The organism is Myxococcus sp. CA040A (genome assembly GCF_013336725.1).
Classification (GTDB): Bacteria; Myxococcota; Myxococcia; order Myxococcales; family Myxococcaceae; genus Myxococcus; species Myxococcus llanfairpwllgwyngyllgogerychwyrndrobwllllantysiliogogogochensis.
Genome location: NZ_JABUMR010000003.1, coordinates 670,654 through 689,026, shown reverse-complemented (window position 1 = coordinate 689,026; position 18,373 = coordinate 670,654). Strand labels below are relative to the sequence as shown.

The following is an 18,373-nucleotide window of genomic DNA, read 5'->3' as shown; positions in this document are numbered from 1 at the left end:
CCTGGGACGACGACGGGACGGCGGGGCATCCTCGCCGCCCTCCGAAAGCCCTCGCAACGTGAACCACCTGCCCTGGGACGAGCCGGGGGACGTCCTGGGACGACTGGAGCGTTGATTTCCGGGTGGCCAAAGCGTAGGCAACCGTCCTCTTTCAACGACTTTGAAAAGGTGCTCAGCACATGGCCGATAAGCTCACGCCCCGAGAGAAGGGCTTTTCCGAGTGGTACGTCGACCTGGTCCAGAAGGCGAAGCTCGCCGACTACTCGGACGTGAAGGGCTGCATGGTCATCCGTCCCAACGGCTACGCGCTGTGGGAGAACATGCAGCGCGTCCTGGACAAGATGTTCAAGGACCTGGGCCACAAGAACGCCTACTTCCCGCTGCTCATCCCCGAGAGCTACCTCAAGAAGGAAGCCGAGCACGTCGAGGGCTTCAACCCCCAGCTCGCCGTCGTCACCCACGCGGGCGGCGCCAAGCTCGAGGAGCCCTACGTCATCCGACCCACGTCGGAGACCATCATCAACCGCAGCTTCGCCAAGTGGGTGCAGAGCTATCGGGATTTGCCCCTGCTCATCAACCAGTGGGCGAACGTGATGCGCTGGGAGATGCGCACGCGCCTGTTCCTGCGCACCACCGAGTTCCTCTGGCAGGAAGGCCACACCTGTCACGAGACCGAAGAGGACGCGGAGAAGGAGACGCTCCAGATGCTGGAGGTCTACCGGACGTTCTCCGAGGACTACATGGCCATGCCCGTGATGACGGGCCGCAAGTCGGAGTCGGAGCGGTTCGCCGGCGCCCTGCGCACCTACAGCATCGAAGCCATGATGCAGGACAAGAAGGCGCTGCAGGCCGGCACCAGCCACAACCTGGGCCAGAACTTCGCCAAGGCCTTCGACACCAAGTTCCAGGGTCGCGACGGCCGCGAGCACTTCGTCTGGCAGACGTCCTGGGGCGTGTCCACGCGCCTCATCGGCGGGCTCATCATGACCCACTCGGATGACTCGGGGCTCATCGTCCCGCCGAAGCTGGCGGCCACGCACGTGGTCATCATCCCCATCTTCGGCAAGGCGACCGACACGGAGAAGGCCCAGGTGCTGGAGAAGAGCCACGCGCTCGCCGCCGACCTGCGCAAGTCCGGCCTGGGCGTGGTGGTGGACGACGACGACAGCAAGGGCCCCGGCTTCAAGTACTTCGAGCACGAGCTGGTGGGCACCTGCGTGCGCATCGAGATTGGCCCCAAGGACCTGGCCAAGGGCACCTGCGTCATGGTGCGCCGTGACTTGAAGGTGAAGGAGTTCATCCCGCTGGGCGAGGCCGCCGCCAAGGCCCAGTCCATGCTGGACCAGATGCAGAAGGACCTCTTCCAGAAGGCGAAGACGTTCCGCGACGAGCACACCTTCGAGGTCAACTCCTATGAGGAGATGAAGGAGAAGGCGGACGCGGGCTTCCTGCTCGCGCACTGGAACCTGGACCCCAAGGTGGAGGCGCGCATCAAGGAAGAGACGGGCCTGACCACGCGCAACCGTCCCTTCGCGCTCAAGCAGGAGCCGGGCAAGTGCGTCGTCACCGGCGAGGACTCGCCGGGCCGCATCGTGTTCTCCAAGGCGTACTGAGCCCCACCGCGAACGCGGCGTCATGACAGAGGGCCGTGGAGGGACTCCATCAGTCCCCCCTCGGCCCTTTGTCACACCTCGAAGGGCGTCTCCCGCTCGAACTCGCGGCTGGGGACGCCGACGATGGAGTAGTTGGGCGACTGGAGCGGCGGCATGCGCCGGACGATGCGGCGGTGGAACGTGCGGTGGCTGCCCCGGAACTTCCCGCTGTTGTAGACGCGCAGCAGGTTCGCGGTGAACAGGCCGTTGAAGGCTCCGTCGCTGGAGAGCTGGTTGTCCTGGCACCCGGAGATGAGCAGCACCGTCGCCTTCGTCTTCGCGATGGGGTCATCCTTCGGGAGCCCCGCCATGACGTCGTCGTAGAAGGCCTTGTTGTCCCGGTACGTGCGCAGGGCAATCGCCGTGGGCATGTCCTTGAAGCGCCTCACCTCCGGTGCCGGGTCGTGCAGCGTGTCCGACAGCAACTCCAGGCTGCCTGACCCCCGAAGCGCCGCGTACGCCGCCTTGCTCACCGTGCCGCTGTGGCAGCTATCGGAGAACATCAACACGCGCACGCCCTGCTTCAGCTTGGACAGCGCGAGGTGGATTTCGTCGTCGATGAGCTCTCCGTCGTAGAGCACCCACGTCTCGTCCTGCGCGTCCGACTCGTCGCTGTTGCGGTCCGGGAGCTGCCCGCCGTGTCCGGAGTACGTCAGCAAGAACAGGTCTCCGGGTTGGAGCACGCGGGCCGCCTCGTCCATCTCCTTCAGGATGCGGCCCCGCGTCGCATCCTTCGTGAGCACCTTGCGCACGGTGGAGAACTTCCGCTCCGTGGCGATGGCCACCATGTCCTCGGCGTCCGCCTCGCAGGCGACGAGCGCTCCGTCCCAGCCCGCGTAGTGCGCCGGGTCCACCAGATTCAACCCGATGTTCAACGAATATCCCTGAGCCATGGTCACACTCCTCCTGTCACCGGAGGGAGCGCGAGGCTTCCAGGTGTGAGCCCACCGGCCCCAGGGCGCCGAGCCTCCCTGCCCGGCCCCCGTCCGCTCAGCCCACCTCGCGCAGCGCCTGCTTGCCCGGGACGAAAGTGGCCACGGGCTCGGCCTTGCCCGCGACGGGCAGGGGCGCGGCGGGCTCGAAGCGCAGGGACGCATCGTCCTGGCAGAAGCGGCGCGTGGCCTCCGACACCAGCATGGCCACGCCCACCTTCTTGGTGAGCCCTTCGATGCGGCTGGCCAGATTCACCGCGTCGCCAATCACCGTGTACTCGCGCCGCTGCGCGCTGCCCACGTCCCCTACCACCACGCGCCCCGTGTGGATGCCGATGCCGATTCGCAGCGGCTCCTCACCGCGCGCCACGCGCTCCGCGTTGAGCGTCTCCAGCGCCTCCAGCATGGCCAGCCCACACGCCACCGCGGCCTTCGGGTGCCCCGGCAAATCCAGCGGCGCGCCGAAGTACGCGAGGATGCCGTCACCGATGAACTTGTCGAGCGTCCCTCCATGGCGGAACACCACGTCCACCATGCGCGACAGGTACTCGTTGAGCAGCGCGACGACTTGAGGGCTGTCCATGCGCTCGGACATGGAGGTGAAGCCTCGGATGTCGGAGAACAGCAGCGTCACCTCGCGGTGCTCGCCGCCTCCCGCCTCGGTGCCGTGCTGGGCAATCTGCCGGGCGACCTCGGGGGAGAAGTAGCGGCCCAGCCGCTCCAGCCGCACCTCCTCTTGCGCCACCTGCGTCACCAGCCCCAGCACCTGCCGGCTGATGAAGGCCGCCGCGAGCGCGCCCAGCGCCAGCACCAGCACCATGCCCGGCAGGAACGCCTGCCACTCCACCTGGGCCTGGAACACCAGCATCTTCTCCAGGCCGATGGCCACCACCGTGGCCAGCACGACGATGACGCGCGACAGCGTCACCAGCGACACGAGCACCACCAGCACGATGTACACGCCCAGCGTCAAGAGCGCGGTGGGCACCGCGTTGTCGTTGTTCGCCGTGCCGATGGCCAGCGACTGGAGGGCGAAGACAGCGGGCATGTCCAGGAAGACGAGCCCGAGCGCCGGGCGCCGCCCCAGGCGGGGAAAGCGGCGCGCGCCCGCCCACAGCACCACCGCCAGCGCCAGGTACGCGGCGAGCACCCCGAGCGGCGTGCGCCACTCGAACTGCCACGTCATCACCAGCCAGCTCGCCGTGCCCGCCGCGCGGACCCGGTTGAGCCACTCGCCCACCTGCGCGCGCCACCCTTCCAGGCGTCGCGCGAGCGTATCCTCGACATGGGAAAGCACCCGCATGAGGTCGCACGCTACCACCACCCTCCAGGGAGCCACCCGCGTGCGAGCCATGAGGCCCAGGTGCGGTATCTTCCGCCCCAGGAAATCATGGCGAGCATCGGTCACGTGGCGGTGGGCATGGCCCTGGGGCGGTATGAGGCGAACGGTGAGTCGACCCGTCGCCTGGTTGCCTCCATGGCACTCTTCTCGATGCTGGCCCTGCTGCCGGACGCGGACGTGGTGGCCTTCGTCTTCCGCATTCCCTATGCGGCGCCGTGGGGACACCGGGGCGCGTCGCACTCGTTCGTCTTCGCGGCGGCGGTGGCGCTCGCGGTGGCGGGGGTGGCGAAGTGGGCGGGGGCGCCCGCGGGCCGCTGGGGTGGGCTCGCGTTCCTCGCGGTGGCGAGCCACGGGCTCCTGGACTCGCTGACGGATGGCGGGCTGGGCGCGGCGTTGCTGTGGCCTTTCTCGAATGCGCGGCTGTTCGCGCCCGTGCGTCCATTGCCGGTGTCGCCCATTGGCGCGGGCATGCTGTCGCCGCGCGGGCTGTATGTCGTCGGCGCGGAGCTGCTCGCCTTCATCCCCTTCTGGGCCTACGCGCTCTGGCCGCGCGGGTCCGCGAGAAAGCGCTGAGCCATGCGACTGTTCACCGCCGTCACGCTGGGGGCCTCCATCGAGGCTCGGGTCGCCGCCGAGCTGAAGCGGCTGCGCCAGCTCGCGAACCACGCCCGCTTCGTGCGAGTCGAAGGCATCCACCTCACGCTCGTGTTCCTGGGGGAAGTGGAGTCCTCGCGACTGCCCGCCATCCGTGAGGCGCTGGCCTCGGTCGGCCCCCGGCACGCGCCCTTCACGTTGTCGGTGGGCGGAGGCGGCACCTTCGGCACGCCCACGCATCCGCGAGTGCTCTGGGCGGGCGTGCATGGAGAGACCAACGCGCTCAAGGCCCTGCAGGCCGACACGGCGGAGCAGTTGCAGCCGCTCGGCTTCGAGTCGGAGTACCGCGACTACGCGCCGCACCTGACGCTGGCCCGGAGCCACACGTCGTCCGGAGACCCGGCGCTGCTCCAGTGCGTGAAAGCCCTGTCCGATACGGACCTGGGCCAGGGACGCGTGGACCGGCTCGTCCTCTTCGAGAGCCGTGGCCCGGAGTACCACCGCGTGGTCGAAGTGCCGCTGACGCGCACCGCCTGACAGCCGCACGCGCGCGCTCCCTTCTCCAGGGAACACCGTCGGCGCCAGGGACGTCACATGCCTCTCGGATGGGGGCGTAGGAGTGAGCCCTGGCATCGAGGCTGCATCGTGAGTCAGCCGGCGTGGCAAACGCCGGAAAGGACAGGGTCCATGCGTTGGCTCGTGTTGTGGGGAGTGTGGTTGTGGGGACTCAGCGCGGTCGCTGCGCCTCGGGAGGAGCTGGCGGCGAAGCTCCAGACCGGGGACGTCGTGCTGCACACCTCGCGCTCGCGGCAGTCCCAGGCCATCCGGGCGGCCACGCACAGCGCGCTGTCCCACGTAGGGCTGGTGGAGGTGACGGCCCAGGGCGTGTTCGTGGTGGAGGCCGTGCAGCCGGTGCAACGCGTCCCGTTCGCGAAGTGGAAGGCGCGCGGCGTGAAGGGCCACATCCTCGTGCTGCGCCCCCAGGGACTCGACGCCGAGCAGCGGCAGCGCGCTCTGACGGCGGCGAAGTCCCACCTGGGCAAGCCCTATGACTGGCGCTTCGGCTGGGGCGACGAGGCGATGTATTGCTCGGAGCTGGTACGCAAGGCCTACGCCCAGGGCGCGGGCGTGGAGTACGGAGCGATGGAAACCCTGGGCTCGCTCGACGTGGCCGGCCTGAAACAGCAGATGCGCGAGCGCTACGGCGTCCAGGTTCCGCTGGAGCAGGAACTGATAACACCCGCGAGCCTTGCTCGTGATGCGCGGTTGTCGGTGGTTCACTCGGATTTCCCGAGTGAGCGCCAGCCCGGGTCATGAATATCCAGGGGTGTATTCAACCCTGACTCGGAGAAGGTGAGCCGAGCCCGGAAGCGCGGATACACTTCGTTTCATGCGACGCCTCCTGCTCGTCCTCCCCCTCCTCCTCCTCGCTGGCTGCAAGAAGGACGTCACCCAGGGCGCGGTCAAGGTCACGGTGAAGTACGGCCCCTTCCTCCCGGGATGCCTCCGGGTGGAGGCGTTCGACGTGGCCAGCGGGCAGACACGCGGCAAGGACATCGTGGGCACGGAGGTGAAGGGGACTCGCGCCGACGGCGGCAGCATGATGGTCGCGCTGATACCTCCTCTCGACTGGGGAGCGTCCGTGGGAGTGCGCGCCACGGCCTTCGAGCAATCCTGCGAAGGCAAGGCCGTGGTCTCCGACTCGCAGCGCGTGACGGTGGAGCTCGACACCGTGCATGCCGTCACGCTGTCCCTGCAGGCCACGGACGCGGACCAGGATGGCTACGTCGGAGAGAGCAGCAACGGCACCGACTGTCGGGACGACGTGCTCGCCATCAATCCAGGCGCCGAGGAGCTCTGCAACGACGTGGACGACAACTGTGACGGCGTCGGCGACACGGTCCACTTCCAGTTGGGAGAGGCCTGCTCGACGTCGGCGGACTGCTCCGGTGTCTTCCGCTGCGGCACGACGGACCGCGCCCGGTTCTGCGACACCCCGCCCAGCAGGAATGTGTATCTGGACGGGGACCAGGACGGCCACGGCAAGAAGGACTCGACGCCCCTCATCGTCTGCGGCGCCACGCCCGACGGCTACACCACCGGCGCTCCGGACGACTGCGACGACACGAACCGCGACATCCGCCCAGGGCTCACCGACCTCTGCGATGACGTGGACACCAACTGCGACGGAGTGAAGGACGAGGGCTTCCCCACGCTCACGCAGCAGTGCACGGATTCGTTCCAGTGCCAGGGAACGAACCAGTGCAACAGCGTCCAGACGGCGCTGGAGTGTGTGACGTCCTCGGTGGCCACCCTGTGGTACCCGGACGAGGACGGCGACACCTTCGGTGGCAACACCGGCATCGTGCAGTCCTGCGTGAAGCCCGCGGGCGCCTATGTCACCAACAGCTCGGACTGCAACGACGGCGACTCGCGGACCCATCCCGGCGCCACCGAGCTGTGCGATGACCTGGACAACGACTGCGACGGCCAGAAGGAACTCCAGAGCGTCTGCCCGGGCGGAAACGCTCCCGCATGGACCAGCAGGAACGTGGGCTCGGGGGGGATGAAGGACTGGTACGCGGCCTCTTCATGGACTCGGGGCGGAGTGTGGGTCGGGGGTGACGACAACCGTCGCGCGCGGCTGCTGCCCACCGGCACGAACTTCACGGTCATCACGGATGACAGCTGCGGCGCCGACGACACCCAATGGCGCGCCATCTGGGCGGACCCCACCACGGGCCGCGCGTGGCTCGGCTCCGAGGGCGGCAAGAAGGCCCACCAGGACACCACCGCCGCGGGCTGCTCCGACATCAGTGACGACAACCGGTGGATTTTTGGAATGACCGGGCTGCGAACCAACAACGTCCTCACGCTCTACGGCGCCAACTCGCCCACGGGCGAGGACAACCAGACCACGGGCACGTCCTTCACCTGGGATGGCGGCGGAACCCTGAGCTACAACGCCGCGAACAACGCGCTCCCCAGCGTCTACAACATCCACGGGAGCGCCCCGAGCCACCTGCTGTTGGTGGGTGGCGCCTCGAACACGCCTCGCGTCTTCCGGTTCAACCCCGCCAACAGTCGCTGGGAGACGGAGAACGCGGAGCAGGACACCACCGGTGCACGGGCGCTGCGGGCCGTCTGGGCGGTGAACGACCAGGTTGCCTTCGCCGTGGGCGATGGAGGCACCGTCCTGCGCAAGGTCAACGGCACGAAGTGGGTCAAGCAGGGCTTCCCCAACGCCCATGACCTGACGTCGGTCATCGCCTTCGGCGCGGGGTCCGCCTATGCGACGTGCGCGAACGGCCACATCTACCGCTACAACGGACAGACGTGGACGGAGATCCACGCGGCCTCCGGCGGGCGCCTCAACGACATCACCGGCACGGGCCCCGACGACCTCTGGGTGGTGGGCATCGGCGGGCGAATCCTGCGCTGGCCCGCCTGGCCCTGAGGACGCGGGCGCTCAAGTCCCCCGCCGCGCCACCACGAAGCGGCGGGTGAACAGGAACGGAGTGCCCCGCGCGTGAGCGGGGTACGCGTCGCGCAGGCGCGGCCCCAGCTCCTCCAGGAACGCCTGTCGCTCCGCCTCACCCAGCGCCGCCAGCACCGGCCGCAGCGTCGTCCCCAACAACCACTGCAACACCGCATCCTCGCCCGGCAGCAAATGCAGGTACGTGGTCTCCCACGCATCCACCATCATCCCCCGCCCCGCCAGCAGCGACTCGTACGTCTCCAGCGTCTCCACGGGCCGCCGCCTCACGGGCTCAAGCACCCGGGCGAAGCGCGGCAGCGCCTTCACCTCGTCGACGAGGCGGTGCGAGGGCGCATCGAAGTTGGCCGGCACCTGGAAGGCCAGCACGGCGTTCGGCGAAAGCTTCGCCACCAGTCGCGCCATCAGCGCCGCATGGTCCGGCACCCAGTGCAGCGCCGCGTTCGACACCAGCACGTCCAGCGGCACGGGAGGCGCCCAGCCCGCGAGTTCCCCCACCTCGAAGCGCACGGAGCCCGGCGCGGGACGGCGGCGCGCCTCCTCCACCATCTCCACCGAGGAGTCCACGCCGTAGACCGTCGCGCCGGGCCAGCGCTCGGCCAGCACGCGCGTCAAATCCCCCGTCCCGCACCCCAGGTCGGCGACGTGCGTCGGGGCGGCCACGTCCACCCGCGACAGCAGCTCGAAGAAGGGCCGCTTCCGCTCATCGCGGAAGCGCGTGTACTGCGACGGGTCCCACATGCCAGCCTCCCGGCGGCGTGCTCGCGCCGCGCACCGGGAGGTCTAATCCACCCGCCCGCTCAGCGCTCGATGCGCAGCACCTGAAAGCCCTTTCCCGCGCTTCCGAAGCCGCTCACGTTCTCCATCCGCACCACCAGCTCCCCGGAGGGCAACACACCCCACACGTCCGCGCGCGCCAGGTCGGCCCCGCTCACCCGCTCGTGGCGCCGCGCCTCCTTCCACGTCTGCCCATCCCCGCTGGTGAACAGTCGCGCGGAGACATCCCCCGGCGCCTGCACATCCCCCGCGCTGGACCAGGCCGTTCCCAGCACCCAGCCACCTCCGGGCGCGGCGACCAGCGAGTAGGCGGGCCCCGGCAGCTCCCGCACCGTGCTCACCCGGCCGTCCACGGACAGCCGCAGCAGCTTCGGGTGCTCGGGCTCGAACAACGTGGACTGCCCGAGCAGGAGCGAGCCATCCGCCATCACCACGCCCGCCACCGCGTTCGCGCCGTAGCCCTGGAGCAGGGACTTCCACGTCCGCCCGCCGTCCGTGGAACGCAGCACCGCCGCCTGCGTCTTGTTGCTGCCCATCAGCGCCCACAGCGCCCCCGTCACCGGGTCCGCGACCAGCGCATAGCCATGCCGGTGCGCGGTGAGCGTGGAGCGCACGGACCAGCTCGCTCCGCCATTCGTGCTCGCCCACACCCGCACCGGCGCGGAGGACGAGGTGAAGGTCTGGTACTCGAGGAAGAACCACGTGCCGCCCAGCTCCGCGAAGCTGCGCGGCCCCATCGCCCGGTAGCCCCCCAGGCTCACCTCGTCCTTCCACGTCCTGCCGCCATCCGTGGAGCGCTGGAGGTTGTACACACCGCTGTGGCTGGCCACCGCCACCAGCGTCCCGTTCGCCATCGCCGCCAGCGTCCACAGGTTTCCCCCGTCCTGCCCGCGCGCGGCCCAGGTGGCCCCACCATCCGTGCTCGCCATCAACCGCGAGCGCTCGCCCCCCGCCGCGAGCCCATAGAGCGTGCCCGCGCCATCCACCGCGAGCAGCTCGTGGCTCGCGCTGGAGCGCACCAGCTCCAACGAGAAGGGCTCCTCTGGCGGCTCCTCGTCGAGCACCCTCGCCACGCGCGACACGGTGCCTCGCGAGCTCGCGTCCGGCGATTCGCCATAGAGACACGGCACCTCGGTGCTGCCCTCCGGCAGCACGTCCACCGCGTTGGGATAGCCCTTGAACGTCGCGTCCCCGTCGAGCGTCACCGCGTCGCTCAAGCTGCCGTCCGGCAGGAGGGCGCGCACGCGCAGCTCGTAGTGCTGATTGAGCACGCGCATGCGGTTGTAGAAGATGTACAGCGTGTCGCCGATGCGGGTGATGGCGGCCTGAATCGCCCAGTCGGACGTGCTCTCCACCAGCTTGCGCGGCCCGAAGGACGTCCCGTCGAAGCGCCGGTAGTACAGCCGCTCCTGCTCGTCCTTGTAGACCAGGTGCATGCCGCCCCGGCCGTCCGCCACCGCGCTCAGCGCCGCGCCGTGGTAGATGCCGTCGGAGAAGGCCTCGCGCACCGGCCCCCAGTCCTCCACGGGGTCCGCGTCGTCTCGCACCCGCATCCGCGTGGGCACGAAGCCATCATGCATGGCGTAGACGAAGACGAGCTTCGTCCCCACGCTCAACAGGCGCCCGCCTCCGCGACGGCGAACCTTGTCCAGCACCTGGGGCGCGCCAAAGTCCTGTCCGTCATCGGTGGACACCGCCACCACCGCCGTGGAGCCACCATCCACCTCCACCCGGAAGGCCTGGACCCAGAAGCGCCCCCGCGAGTCGCGCGCCAGGAGCGCCCGCGAGTAGCCCGTGCTGTCATCCACCGCATTCAGCACCCGCACCGCGGGCTCGGGTGTCCAGGTGTCCTCCGAGGACTGGTAGCGCCACCACTGGAACCAGACGTCATGGCGTCGGGAGGGCGCCAGCTGCGGACCCTCGTACGAGTAGACGAGCGCCACGTCCCGGCCCACCGCCAGGAGCTCCGCCCGGTCCGTGTGCGTGGAGTCCGACTGGATGTCCCCCACGCGCCGCACGGTGCGCAGCCCGTCCTCGGAGCGGTACAGGACCAGCCCCTTGCCCTCGGTGCCACCGTGCTGGATGGCCACCAGGAAGCTGGGGGGACGACTTCCACCTCTGTCGATGCGAACGATGTGGCGCTGCGCCGGGAGCGTCAGGGCATTGCCCCCACTCACCGGAACCAACGCCGAGCCGCCCGCCGCGAGCACCACGGCGAGCAAGGCCCCAGTCAGCCCTGTCATGAATCCCCTCCCCCGAACACCGAGGAGGAAGACTGTGGGCGGTCAGGGGGAGAAGGAAGCCGCCCCGCACCACCAGGGCGCCCCATTCCTTTTCAAGTGAACGGGGCGCCTGTCATCAAGCACACGCTCCCGCGAGCGCGGGCGTGCACCAACGACGAACTACTTCGTGCGACGGCGCTTGGCCGGAGCGGCCGTGCCCGCGTCCTGCGGACCCGCGTCGGGAGCAGTCGCCTCGACCGCGGCACCCTCCGCGGCGACACCCGCGTCACCCGAGCCGGCATCCGCCGCGCCCGCCGCGCCCGCGCGCGGAATGGCCGGAGGCGGGTTGACGAGCTGGAGCGAGCCCAGGAAGTCATCCGCCGCCGGAGCGCCGATGCTCGGGTTGTAGAGAACGAGCATGGTGTAGAGGCGCGGGCCCACCAGGTAGTTGCGCGCGCGCACCTCGCCGTTGGGCGAGGACACCGTGTAGGACTTACCGGGGTAGCCGTCGAGCGTCAGCTCCTGCTCGTTGCTGACGGTGCCCTTGAGCTGGTTGGTGAGGCCGTCGCGGCCCTCGTTCAGGAACGCTTCCGGCGGCCGGCTGGCGACGACCTTCTCCGGGTAGTCGGCGATGCTGACCGAGTAGATGACGCCCTCGGGGGTCTGCAGCGAGTAGGCCGCCGTGGACACCTCGCCCGCGGGGATGTTGACCTTCTGGCGCTGGACCTGAGGCTGGCCCGGCATCTTGACGTTGAAGCCCTCCTCGGCGCTCACGGGGTTGAGCTGCGGGCCCGCGGCGGCCGGCTGCGCGCCGCCCGTCTCTCCACCCTCGTTGGGCAGCTCCTCCACCGTGGAGGTCGCTTCACCAGAGTTGTTGGAGCTGCTGTCGGTCTTCTGCGGACCGACGCACGCGAGGGCCATCAGCGCAAGGGTGGCAATCGAGGCAAGGAGGCGGGACAACGAAGGCATGGGCGCGCTTCCTGAAATGAGTTTGGGAGAGTTGAACGCGGTGCGTCGGACGACGCTAGACGAACTGCTCGACTTCTGACTACCCGAGATTCGGAGACCCGCCAGTTTCCAGGTGTCACGAGGACCCCAGAAGCGTCGGCGGCAGGACGAACGTGGTGCGCCGGGAGGCGGAAACTCGGCCTTCCAGAGCCTACTCGCCCAGATAGGCGCGGCGCACCTCCGGGCTCTCCAGCAGCGCTTTACCGGGGCCGGCCATCACCACTTCCCCTGTCTCCAGCACGTAGCCGTAGTGGGCGGAGTTGAGGGCCAAGTGCGCGTTCTGCTCGACGAGCAGCACGCTGACGCCCGCCTTGTTCACGTCGCGCAGGGTGCGGAAGATGGTCTCCGTCACCTGCGGCGCCAATCCCAGCGAGGGCTCGTCGAGCAGCAGCAGTTGGGGCCGGCTGAGCAGCGCGCGAGCGATGGCGAGCATCTGCTGCTCTCCGCCCGACAGCGTCCCGGCCATCTGGTTGCGCCGCTCCTTGAGCACGGGGAAGAGCGTGAAGTTCTTCTCCATGTCCGCGCGGATGTCCGCGGTGTCCCGGCGCAGGTAGGCCCCCAGCTCCAGGTTCTCCAGCACGGTGAGGTTGGGGAAGATGCCGCGCCCTTCCGGTGCGTGGGCCATGCCCCGGGGCACCAGCTGGTGCGCCTTGAGGGACGTGGTGTCCTGCCCGCTGAAGCGGATGCTCCCCGCGCTCGCCTTGAGCATGCCGCTCACCGCGCGAAGGGTGCTCGTCTTGCCCGCGCCGTTGGCGCCGATGAGGGCGACGACTTCACCCTTGCCCACCGTCAGCGACACGCCCCTGAGGGCCTGGATGGCGCCGTAGTGGACCTTGATGCCCTCCACCGCCAGCAGCGGGGGGAATGCCTGGCGCTCACCCAGCGTCTTCACCTGCGCCTCGCTCACGCCGCTCCTCCGTGGCTCTCCAGGTAGCTGTCACCCAGATACGCCTCGATGACCTTCCGGTCGCTTCGCACCTCGGCCGGAGCGCCGCGCGCAATCGTCTCGCCGTGATCCAGCACGGTGATCTGCTCGCAGATGCCCATCACCAGCTTCATGTCGTGCTCAATCACCAGCACGCCCAGCTTGAAGTCGTCGCGCAGCTTGCGGATGAGGACCATCAGGTCCGCCTTCTCGCGCGTGTTCATGCCCGCGGCGGGCTCGTCCAGGAGCAGCACGCGGGGCTGGCTGCCCAGCGCGCGCGCGATTTCCAGCCGGCGCTGCTCGCCGTAGGGAAGGTTGCGCGCCTCCTCGTCGCGGCGGTGCGACAGGCCCATGACCTCCAGGAGGTGCTCGGCCTGCGCCGTCAGCCGGCGCTCCTCGCGCTGGAAGGACGGGGTGAGCAGGAGCGCCTTCCACCAGTCCGCGTAGTTGTGGGCCGCGTTCGCCAGCTTCGCGCCCACGCCCATCCGGGACTGGTGCAGCGCCGTCTGCGCGCGGCAGGCCACCTTCACGTTGTCCAGCGCGGTGAGCGCGCGGAACAGGCGGATGTTCTGGAAGGTGCGCGCCACGCCCAGCAGGTTGATTTGATGCGGCTTGCGCCCGTTCACCTTCGTGCCGCTGACGAACACCTCGCCCTGGGAGGGCTGGTACACGCCGGTCAGCACGTTGAACGCGGTGGACTTGCCCGCGCCGTTGGGGCCGATGAGGCCCTGCAGGTCGCCCTGCTGGATGGAGAGGCGGAAGTCCGTCAGCGCCTTGAGGCCACCGAACTGGATGCTCACCCCGTCCGTGCGCAGGAGCGCGGCGGACTTCGTGGCCGGAGCGACAGGGGCCACCGGCTGCGCGTTCGCGCTCATGCCAGCCCCCTGCGCTTGCGAGGCAGCCACCGGGGCAGCACGTCCCAGATTTCCTTCGTGCCGAACAGGCCCTGGGGACGCGACAGCATCAACACGACGAGCAGCAGGCCGTAGATGGGCATGCGAATCTGGTCCACCCGCTGCGCCAGGCTGCCCTCGGTGCCCAGCGCGCCGAACAGCGAGCGCATGCCTTCGGGCAGCAGCGTGAGGAAGATGGCCGCGACGAACGCGCCGGTGGTGGAGCCCAGGCCGCCCAGCACCACCATGACGACGATTTCCATCGAGCGCACGAAGGTGAAGGAGCCGGGATTGATGATGGGCACGAAGTGGGCGAACAGCCCGCCGGCGATGCCCGCGAAGAACGACGAGAAGACGAAGGCGCGGACCTTGTAGCCGGTGGTGTCCACGCCCATGGCCTCGGCGGCCACCTCGTCCTCGCGGATGGCCCACAGGCTGCGGCCATGGCTGGAGCCGGCGAGCCGGCGCGCGGCCAGCACCACGAGGAACACCCAGAAGAACACCATGCCCGGGCTGGAGTACTGGGGGATGCCCGACAGGCCCAGCGCGCGGCCGAACGCGTCCGTGTTCTGGACGAAGACGCGGATGATTTCGCCGAAGCCCAGCGTGACGATGGCCAGGTAGTCGCCCCTCAGGCGCAGCGAGGGCAGACCCACCAGGAAGCCGCACGCCGCGGCGGCGGCGCCCCCCGCGAGCAGCGCCAGCATGAAGAGCACCTGGTCGCTGGCGGCCACGGGGAGGAAGGACAGCGCCACCTCCTTGAGCTGCAGGGAGGTGTAGCCCGCGATGTACGCACCCACGGCCATGAAGCCCGCGTGGCCGATGGAGAACTGGCCCGTCATCCCGTTCACGATGTTGAGGCTCACCGCGAGGATGATGTTCACCCCGACGACGGACAGCAGATACGTCGCGAAGTCGGAGCCGGTCAGCGACCAGTGGAACAGCGCGAGCGTGGGAATCGCGATGACCAGCGGAAGGATGCCGCGCAGCGCGGGGGGGACGAGCGACGGTGCCTCGGGGATGGAAAGCGCGGGGGATTCCATCGTCACACCTTCTCCGCGGCGACCCGGCCGAACAGGCCACCCGGCTTCACCAGCAGCACCAGGATGAGGAAGCCGAAGGCCACCGCGTCCCGCCAGGTGCTGGCCGCGTAGCCCACCACGAACTCCTCCACCAGCCCGAGCACCAGCGCGCCCACCACCGCGCCCGGCACATGGCCGATGCCGCCAATCACCGCGGCGACGAAGGCCTTGAGGCCCACGTACAGGCCCATGAGCGGGCTCACCGACGTGTCCTTGATGGCGTAGAGCAGCCCCGCGCCCGCGGCCAGGCCGCTGCTGAGCATGAACGTCAGCGCGATGACGCGGTCGGTGGGGATGCCCATCAGCGCCGCCACCCGGTGGTCCCAGGAGACCGCGCGCATCGCCCGGCCGAAGCGCGTGCCGAAGACGAGGTACTGCAGGGCTACCATCAACCCCACCGCGATGAGGAAGCTGATGACCTGCCAGTTCCAGACGACGACGTCCCGGTCCCCGATGATGAGCCACTCCTTGGGCTCGATGATTTCGGGGAACGCGCGGGGGCTGGCGCCGGGCAGGAAGCCGATGTCCAGCTGGAAGCCGTAGGAGAGCGCGAAGGAGATGCCGATGGCGGTGATGAGCGCCGTCAGCCGGGGCTTCTCGCGCAGGGGCCGGTAGGCGAAGCGTTCAATGAGGAAGCCGAACAGCGCGCACCCGAGCATGGCCACCGCGAACACGGCGGCGATGCCGAGGAACGAGCCGCGCGCCTCGCGTCCAATCGCGAAGGCGGTGGCGTAGCCCATGTAGACGCCGACCATCATGACGTCGCCGTGGGCGAAATTGATGAGCTTGAGGACGCCGTAGACCATCGTGTAGCCGAGCGCGACGAGCGCGTAGATGGTTCCGGCGGCCAGACCGTTGATGAGGTGCTGGAGGAGCTGCGCCATTTAGGGAGAGATGGTCGTCACATACTGCGTCTTGCCGTCCCCGACCTTGAGGACGACGGCGGACTTCACGGCATTGCGATTGTCATCCAGGGTGACGGTGCCCGCCACGCCCGGGAAGTCCTTGGTCTGCGCGATGGCATCCCGCACCGCCGGACCGCTCAGGTCCTTGGCGCGCTTGAGGGCCTCCACCGCCACGCGGGCCGCGTCGTACCCCAGCGCCGCCAGCGCGTCCGGCACGCCGCCATACGCGGCCTTGTAGTCGGCGATGAACTTCTGCACGCGGGGGTCCGGATTGTCCGGCGAGTAGTGGTTGGAGAAGTAGCTGCCAGAGATGGCGCTGCCGCCCAGCTCGAAGAGCTTCTCGGAATCCCATCCGTCGCCGCCCATCAGGGGGACCTTGAGGCCCACCTCGCGGGCCTGGCGCGCGATGACGCCGACCTCGCTGTAGTAGCCCGGGACGTAGATGCCGTCCGGCTGCGTCTTCTTGATGGCGGTCAGCTGCGCGCGGTAGTCGGTGTCGCCCTGGCTGTAGCTCTCCGTCGTCGCGACCTTGCCGCCCATCTCCGTGAACTTGCGCGTGAAGACGTCCGACAGGTCGATGGAGTAGGCGCTCTTGTTGTCCTGGAGCACCGCCACCTTGCCCAGCTTCAGGTCCTCGCGGGCGAACTTCGCCATGACGAAGCCCTGGAACGGGTCGATGAAGCACACGCGGAAGATGAAGTCGCCCTTCTGCGTCACGGTGGTGTTGGTGGACGAGGGCGTAATCATGGGCACGCCCGCCGCCTGCGCCTTCTCCGCCATGGCCAGCGAGTTGGACGAGGCCACGTCGCCCAGGATGAGCACCACCTTGTCCTGCGTAATCAGGCGGGTGGCGGCCTGCGCGGCCTCCTCCGGCTTGCTCTGATTGTCGTAGACGCGAATCGCCAGCTTCTTGCCATTCACGCCGCCCGCGGCGTTGGCCTCCTTGAGCGCCAGCTCGATGCCGTTGCGCGTGGAGATACCGAAGGTCGCCTGACCGCCGGTGAGCGCGCCCACCTGGCCCAGCAGGATGGTGTCGGAGCCAGCGGCGGGTGTGCCGCTCACCGTGCTCCCGGACTGACCCTGCGCGGCCTGCGTGCCAGCCTCACCGGAGGGAGTGGGCTGCGTCTTCTTCTCACAAGCGCCCGCCATGACGGCGAGCGCGGCGAGCAGCATCGGGGCAAGGCGTCGCATGCGGAGCAATCCTCCTCAACAGGGGGTGCTGCGATTCAAAGCCCCGGTTTTCTAGGGGAGCCCTCTCCATGGGTCAAGCGCGCTGCCAGACAGGCCCTCCCCCCACGTACCCTCCGTGCGGCGCGTCACGCGGGGTTCCGGGCCCGGGCGCCGGAGGGGACCGAGGCGTTTCGCGCGCCCATCCCACCCCCAAATGCCGCGGTCCTCGGGGGAAGCGCCCGTGAACCTGGAGGACGACGCCCCCTGGAGGAGAAGGCGATGCACGCCGGGAGAGGGCAGGCAACCCCCGTCGGGGGCAACCACGGGACCGAGCCCCTCGCGCTCGTGTTGCCACGGCACTGTTCATCCCCGGACCTGTTCCCACCTTCCGGTTGATGGAGTGGTGGACCGCGCCCTCCATCCAGCCAGTCAGCAGGAGGAGCCAGCCATGTTCCAGCGCAAAGACGTCAGGGAAGGAATGGCCGTCCGCAGCATCGACGGCGAGAAGCTCGGCAAGGTCTTCGCCATCGGCGACGACGCATTCCACATCGAAAGGGGCCTGTTCTTCCCGAAGGACTACCGGGTCGCCTTCACGGAGGTCAGCGAGATTCGCGACGGAGAGGTGATTCTCAACCGGGGCAAGGAAGCGCTCCAGCAGGTCTCCGACGCGGAGCGCGCCAAGGCCACCGCGGGCACGGGCGTAGCGGCCGGAGCCGTGGGCCTGGCCTCCGAGCGCACGACGACCACGAAGGAGACGCGGGTACGCGACGCGGACCTGGGCACGTCGCGGGGCTCCGTCACGTCGCTGCCTGGCGCGAACCTGGGCACGGACGCCAACTACGCGGCCAACATGCGGGCGGACACCGACATCCGCAGGGGCGACACCCGCCTGGAGACCGACAGGCGCCTGGAGACCGACAAGCGCCTGGGCACCGAGATGAGGCGCGACGCCGACGACATCTCCATCCCCGTCCACCGGGAGAAGCTGACGGTGGAGAAGCGCGACACGCAGGCGGGCGAGTTGCGCGTGCACAAGGACGTGGTGGAGGAGGAGGAAGTGGTGAAGGTCCCCCTGCGCCACGAGAGGGTCCGCGTGGAGCGCCGGGCGGCGACGTCGGACAAGCCCGTGGTGGGCGCGACGTTCAAGGAGGAGACCATCGTCGTCCCGCTGCACGCCGAAGAGGTGGACATCACCAAGCGCTCGGTCCTGGACGAGGAGGTCGTCATCCACAAGGACGTCGTCGAGGAGGAGCGCCGCATCACCGAGAGGGTGCGCCACGAGAACGTGGACATCCGCACCGAGGGCGAGGTCGACGCGCCTCGCACGCTCAACGCCACGCCCGACGACCCGTCGCTGCGTCGTTCATGAAGTGAC

16 protein-coding genes are annotated in these 18,373 nt (G+C 69.1%); 6 read left to right on the top strand and 10 right to left on the bottom strand.

The features are described 5' to 3' along the window. The first annotated feature begins 179 nt into the window (after nucleotides 1-179). Nucleotides 180-1,613 (top strand): proline--tRNA ligase, encoded by a 1,434-nt coding sequence (gene proS / locus HUA75_RS15065; RefSeq protein WP_141649056.1) that lies wholly within the window; start codon nucleotides 180-182, stop codon nucleotides 1,611-1,613. Nucleotides 1,614-1,684: 71 nt separating this feature from the next. On the opposite strand, the gene HUA75_RS15060 is transcribed toward proS, so the two are convergent. Together HUA75_RS15060 and HUA75_RS15055 are read right to left on the bottom strand one after the other, a co-directional pair. Then, a complete protein-coding gene (locus tag HUA75_RS15060) occupies nucleotides 1,685-2,545 on the bottom strand; it encodes a caspase family protein (protein WP_141649057.1) in 861 nt (286 codons plus the stop codon). Nucleotides 2,546-2,642: 97 nt separating this feature from the next. Beyond that, nucleotides 2,643-3,887, bottom strand: coding sequence for an adenylate/guanylate cyclase domain-containing protein (locus HUA75_RS15055; protein ID WP_141649058.1), 1,245 nt, complete (start codon nucleotides 3,885-3,887; stop codon nucleotides 2,643-2,645). A gap of 87 nt (nucleotides 3,888-3,974) precedes the next feature. On the opposite strand from HUA75_RS15055, the gene HUA75_RS15050 reads away from it, so the two are divergent. From HUA75_RS15050 to HUA75_RS15035, 4 genes are all read left to right on the top strand, one after another. Continuing rightward, nucleotides 3,975-4,499 carry a metal-dependent hydrolase gene (locus HUA75_RS15050; protein WP_174486779.1) on the top strand — a complete coding sequence of 175 codons (525 nt, stop codon included), beginning with the start codon at nucleotides 3,975-3,977 and terminating at the stop codon, nucleotides 4,497-4,499. Between the two features lie 3 nt (nucleotides 4,500-4,502). Then, complete coding sequence (thpR, locus tag HUA75_RS15045) at nucleotides 4,503-5,057, top strand: RNA 2',3'-cyclic phosphodiesterase (protein WP_174486778.1); 555 nt, start codon at nucleotides 4,503-4,505, stop codon at nucleotides 5,055-5,057. A gap of 150 nt (nucleotides 5,058-5,207) precedes the next feature. Further along, nucleotides 5,208-5,837, top strand: a complete 630-nt coding sequence (locus HUA75_RS15040) for a YiiX family permuted papain-like enzyme (RefSeq protein ID WP_141642017.1) — start codon at nucleotides 5,208-5,210, stop codon at nucleotides 5,835-5,837. 73 nt (nucleotides 5,838-5,910) lie between these two features. After that, complete coding sequence (locus HUA75_RS15035) at nucleotides 5,911-7,977, top strand: MopE-related protein (RefSeq protein ID WP_174486777.1); 2,067 nt, start codon at nucleotides 5,911-5,913, stop codon at nucleotides 7,975-7,977. Between the two features lie 12 nt (nucleotides 7,978-7,989). Here the strand turns inward: HUA75_RS15035 and HUA75_RS15030 are convergent, their stop codons facing one another. The 8 genes from HUA75_RS15030 to HUA75_RS14995 all read right to left on the bottom strand — a co-directional run bounded on the left by HUA75_RS15030 (nucleotide 7,990) and on the right by HUA75_RS14995 (nucleotide 17,019). Continuing rightward, on the bottom strand, nucleotides 7,990-8,757 hold the full coding sequence (locus HUA75_RS15030; RefSeq protein WP_174486776.1) for a methyltransferase domain-containing protein: 768 nt from the start codon (nucleotides 8,755-8,757) through the stop codon (nucleotides 7,990-7,992). 59 nt (nucleotides 8,758-8,816) lie between these two features. Continuing rightward, entirely contained in the window at nucleotides 8,817-11,036 is a 2,220-nt protein-coding gene (locus tag HUA75_RS15025; protein ID WP_174486775.1) for a sialidase family protein, read from the bottom strand. 159 nt (nucleotides 11,037-11,195) lie between these two features. After that, on the bottom strand, nucleotides 11,196-11,984 hold the full coding sequence (locus tag HUA75_RS15020) for a hypothetical protein (RefSeq protein WP_174454152.1): 789 nt from the start codon (nucleotides 11,982-11,984) through the stop codon (nucleotides 11,196-11,198). Nucleotides 11,985-12,174: 190 nt separating this feature from the next. Next, nucleotides 12,175-12,879, bottom strand: a complete 705-nt coding sequence (locus tag HUA75_RS15015) for an ABC transporter ATP-binding protein (RefSeq protein ID WP_368773767.1) — start codon at nucleotides 12,877-12,879, stop codon at nucleotides 12,175-12,177. Nucleotides 12,880-12,926: 47 nt separating this feature from the next. Then, nucleotides 12,927-13,823, bottom strand: a complete 897-nt coding sequence (locus HUA75_RS15010; RefSeq protein ID WP_141642011.1) for an ABC transporter ATP-binding protein — start codon at nucleotides 13,821-13,823, stop codon at nucleotides 12,927-12,929. Further along, on the bottom strand, nucleotides 13,820-14,884 hold the full coding sequence (locus HUA75_RS15005) for a branched-chain amino acid ABC transporter permease (protein WP_174476018.1): 1,065 nt from the start codon (nucleotides 14,882-14,884) through the stop codon (nucleotides 13,820-13,822). Before HUA75_RS15005 ends, HUA75_RS15010 begins: the two co-directional genes overlap by 4 nt. Before the next feature lie 2 nt (nucleotides 14,885-14,886). Then, the gene (locus tag HUA75_RS15000; protein WP_141642010.1) at nucleotides 14,887-15,807 is read right to left on the bottom strand and encodes a branched-chain amino acid ABC transporter permease; all 921 of its coding nucleotides are present in this window, start codon (nucleotides 15,805-15,807) and stop codon (nucleotides 14,887-14,889) included. Then, nucleotides 15,808-17,019 carry an ABC transporter substrate-binding protein gene (locus HUA75_RS14995; protein WP_141642009.1) on the bottom strand — a complete coding sequence of 404 codons (1,212 nt, stop codon included), beginning with the start codon at nucleotides 17,017-17,019 and terminating at the stop codon, nucleotides 15,808-15,810. It lies immediately after the preceding gene. Between the two features lie 427 nt (nucleotides 17,020-17,446). Between HUA75_RS14995 and HUA75_RS14990 the strand changes: the two genes are divergently transcribed. Then, a complete protein-coding gene (locus tag HUA75_RS14990; protein ID WP_141642008.1) occupies nucleotides 17,447-18,367 on the top strand; it encodes a YsnF/AvaK domain-containing protein in 921 nt (306 codons plus the stop codon). The last annotated feature ends 6 nt before the right edge of the window (nucleotides 18,368-18,373 follow it).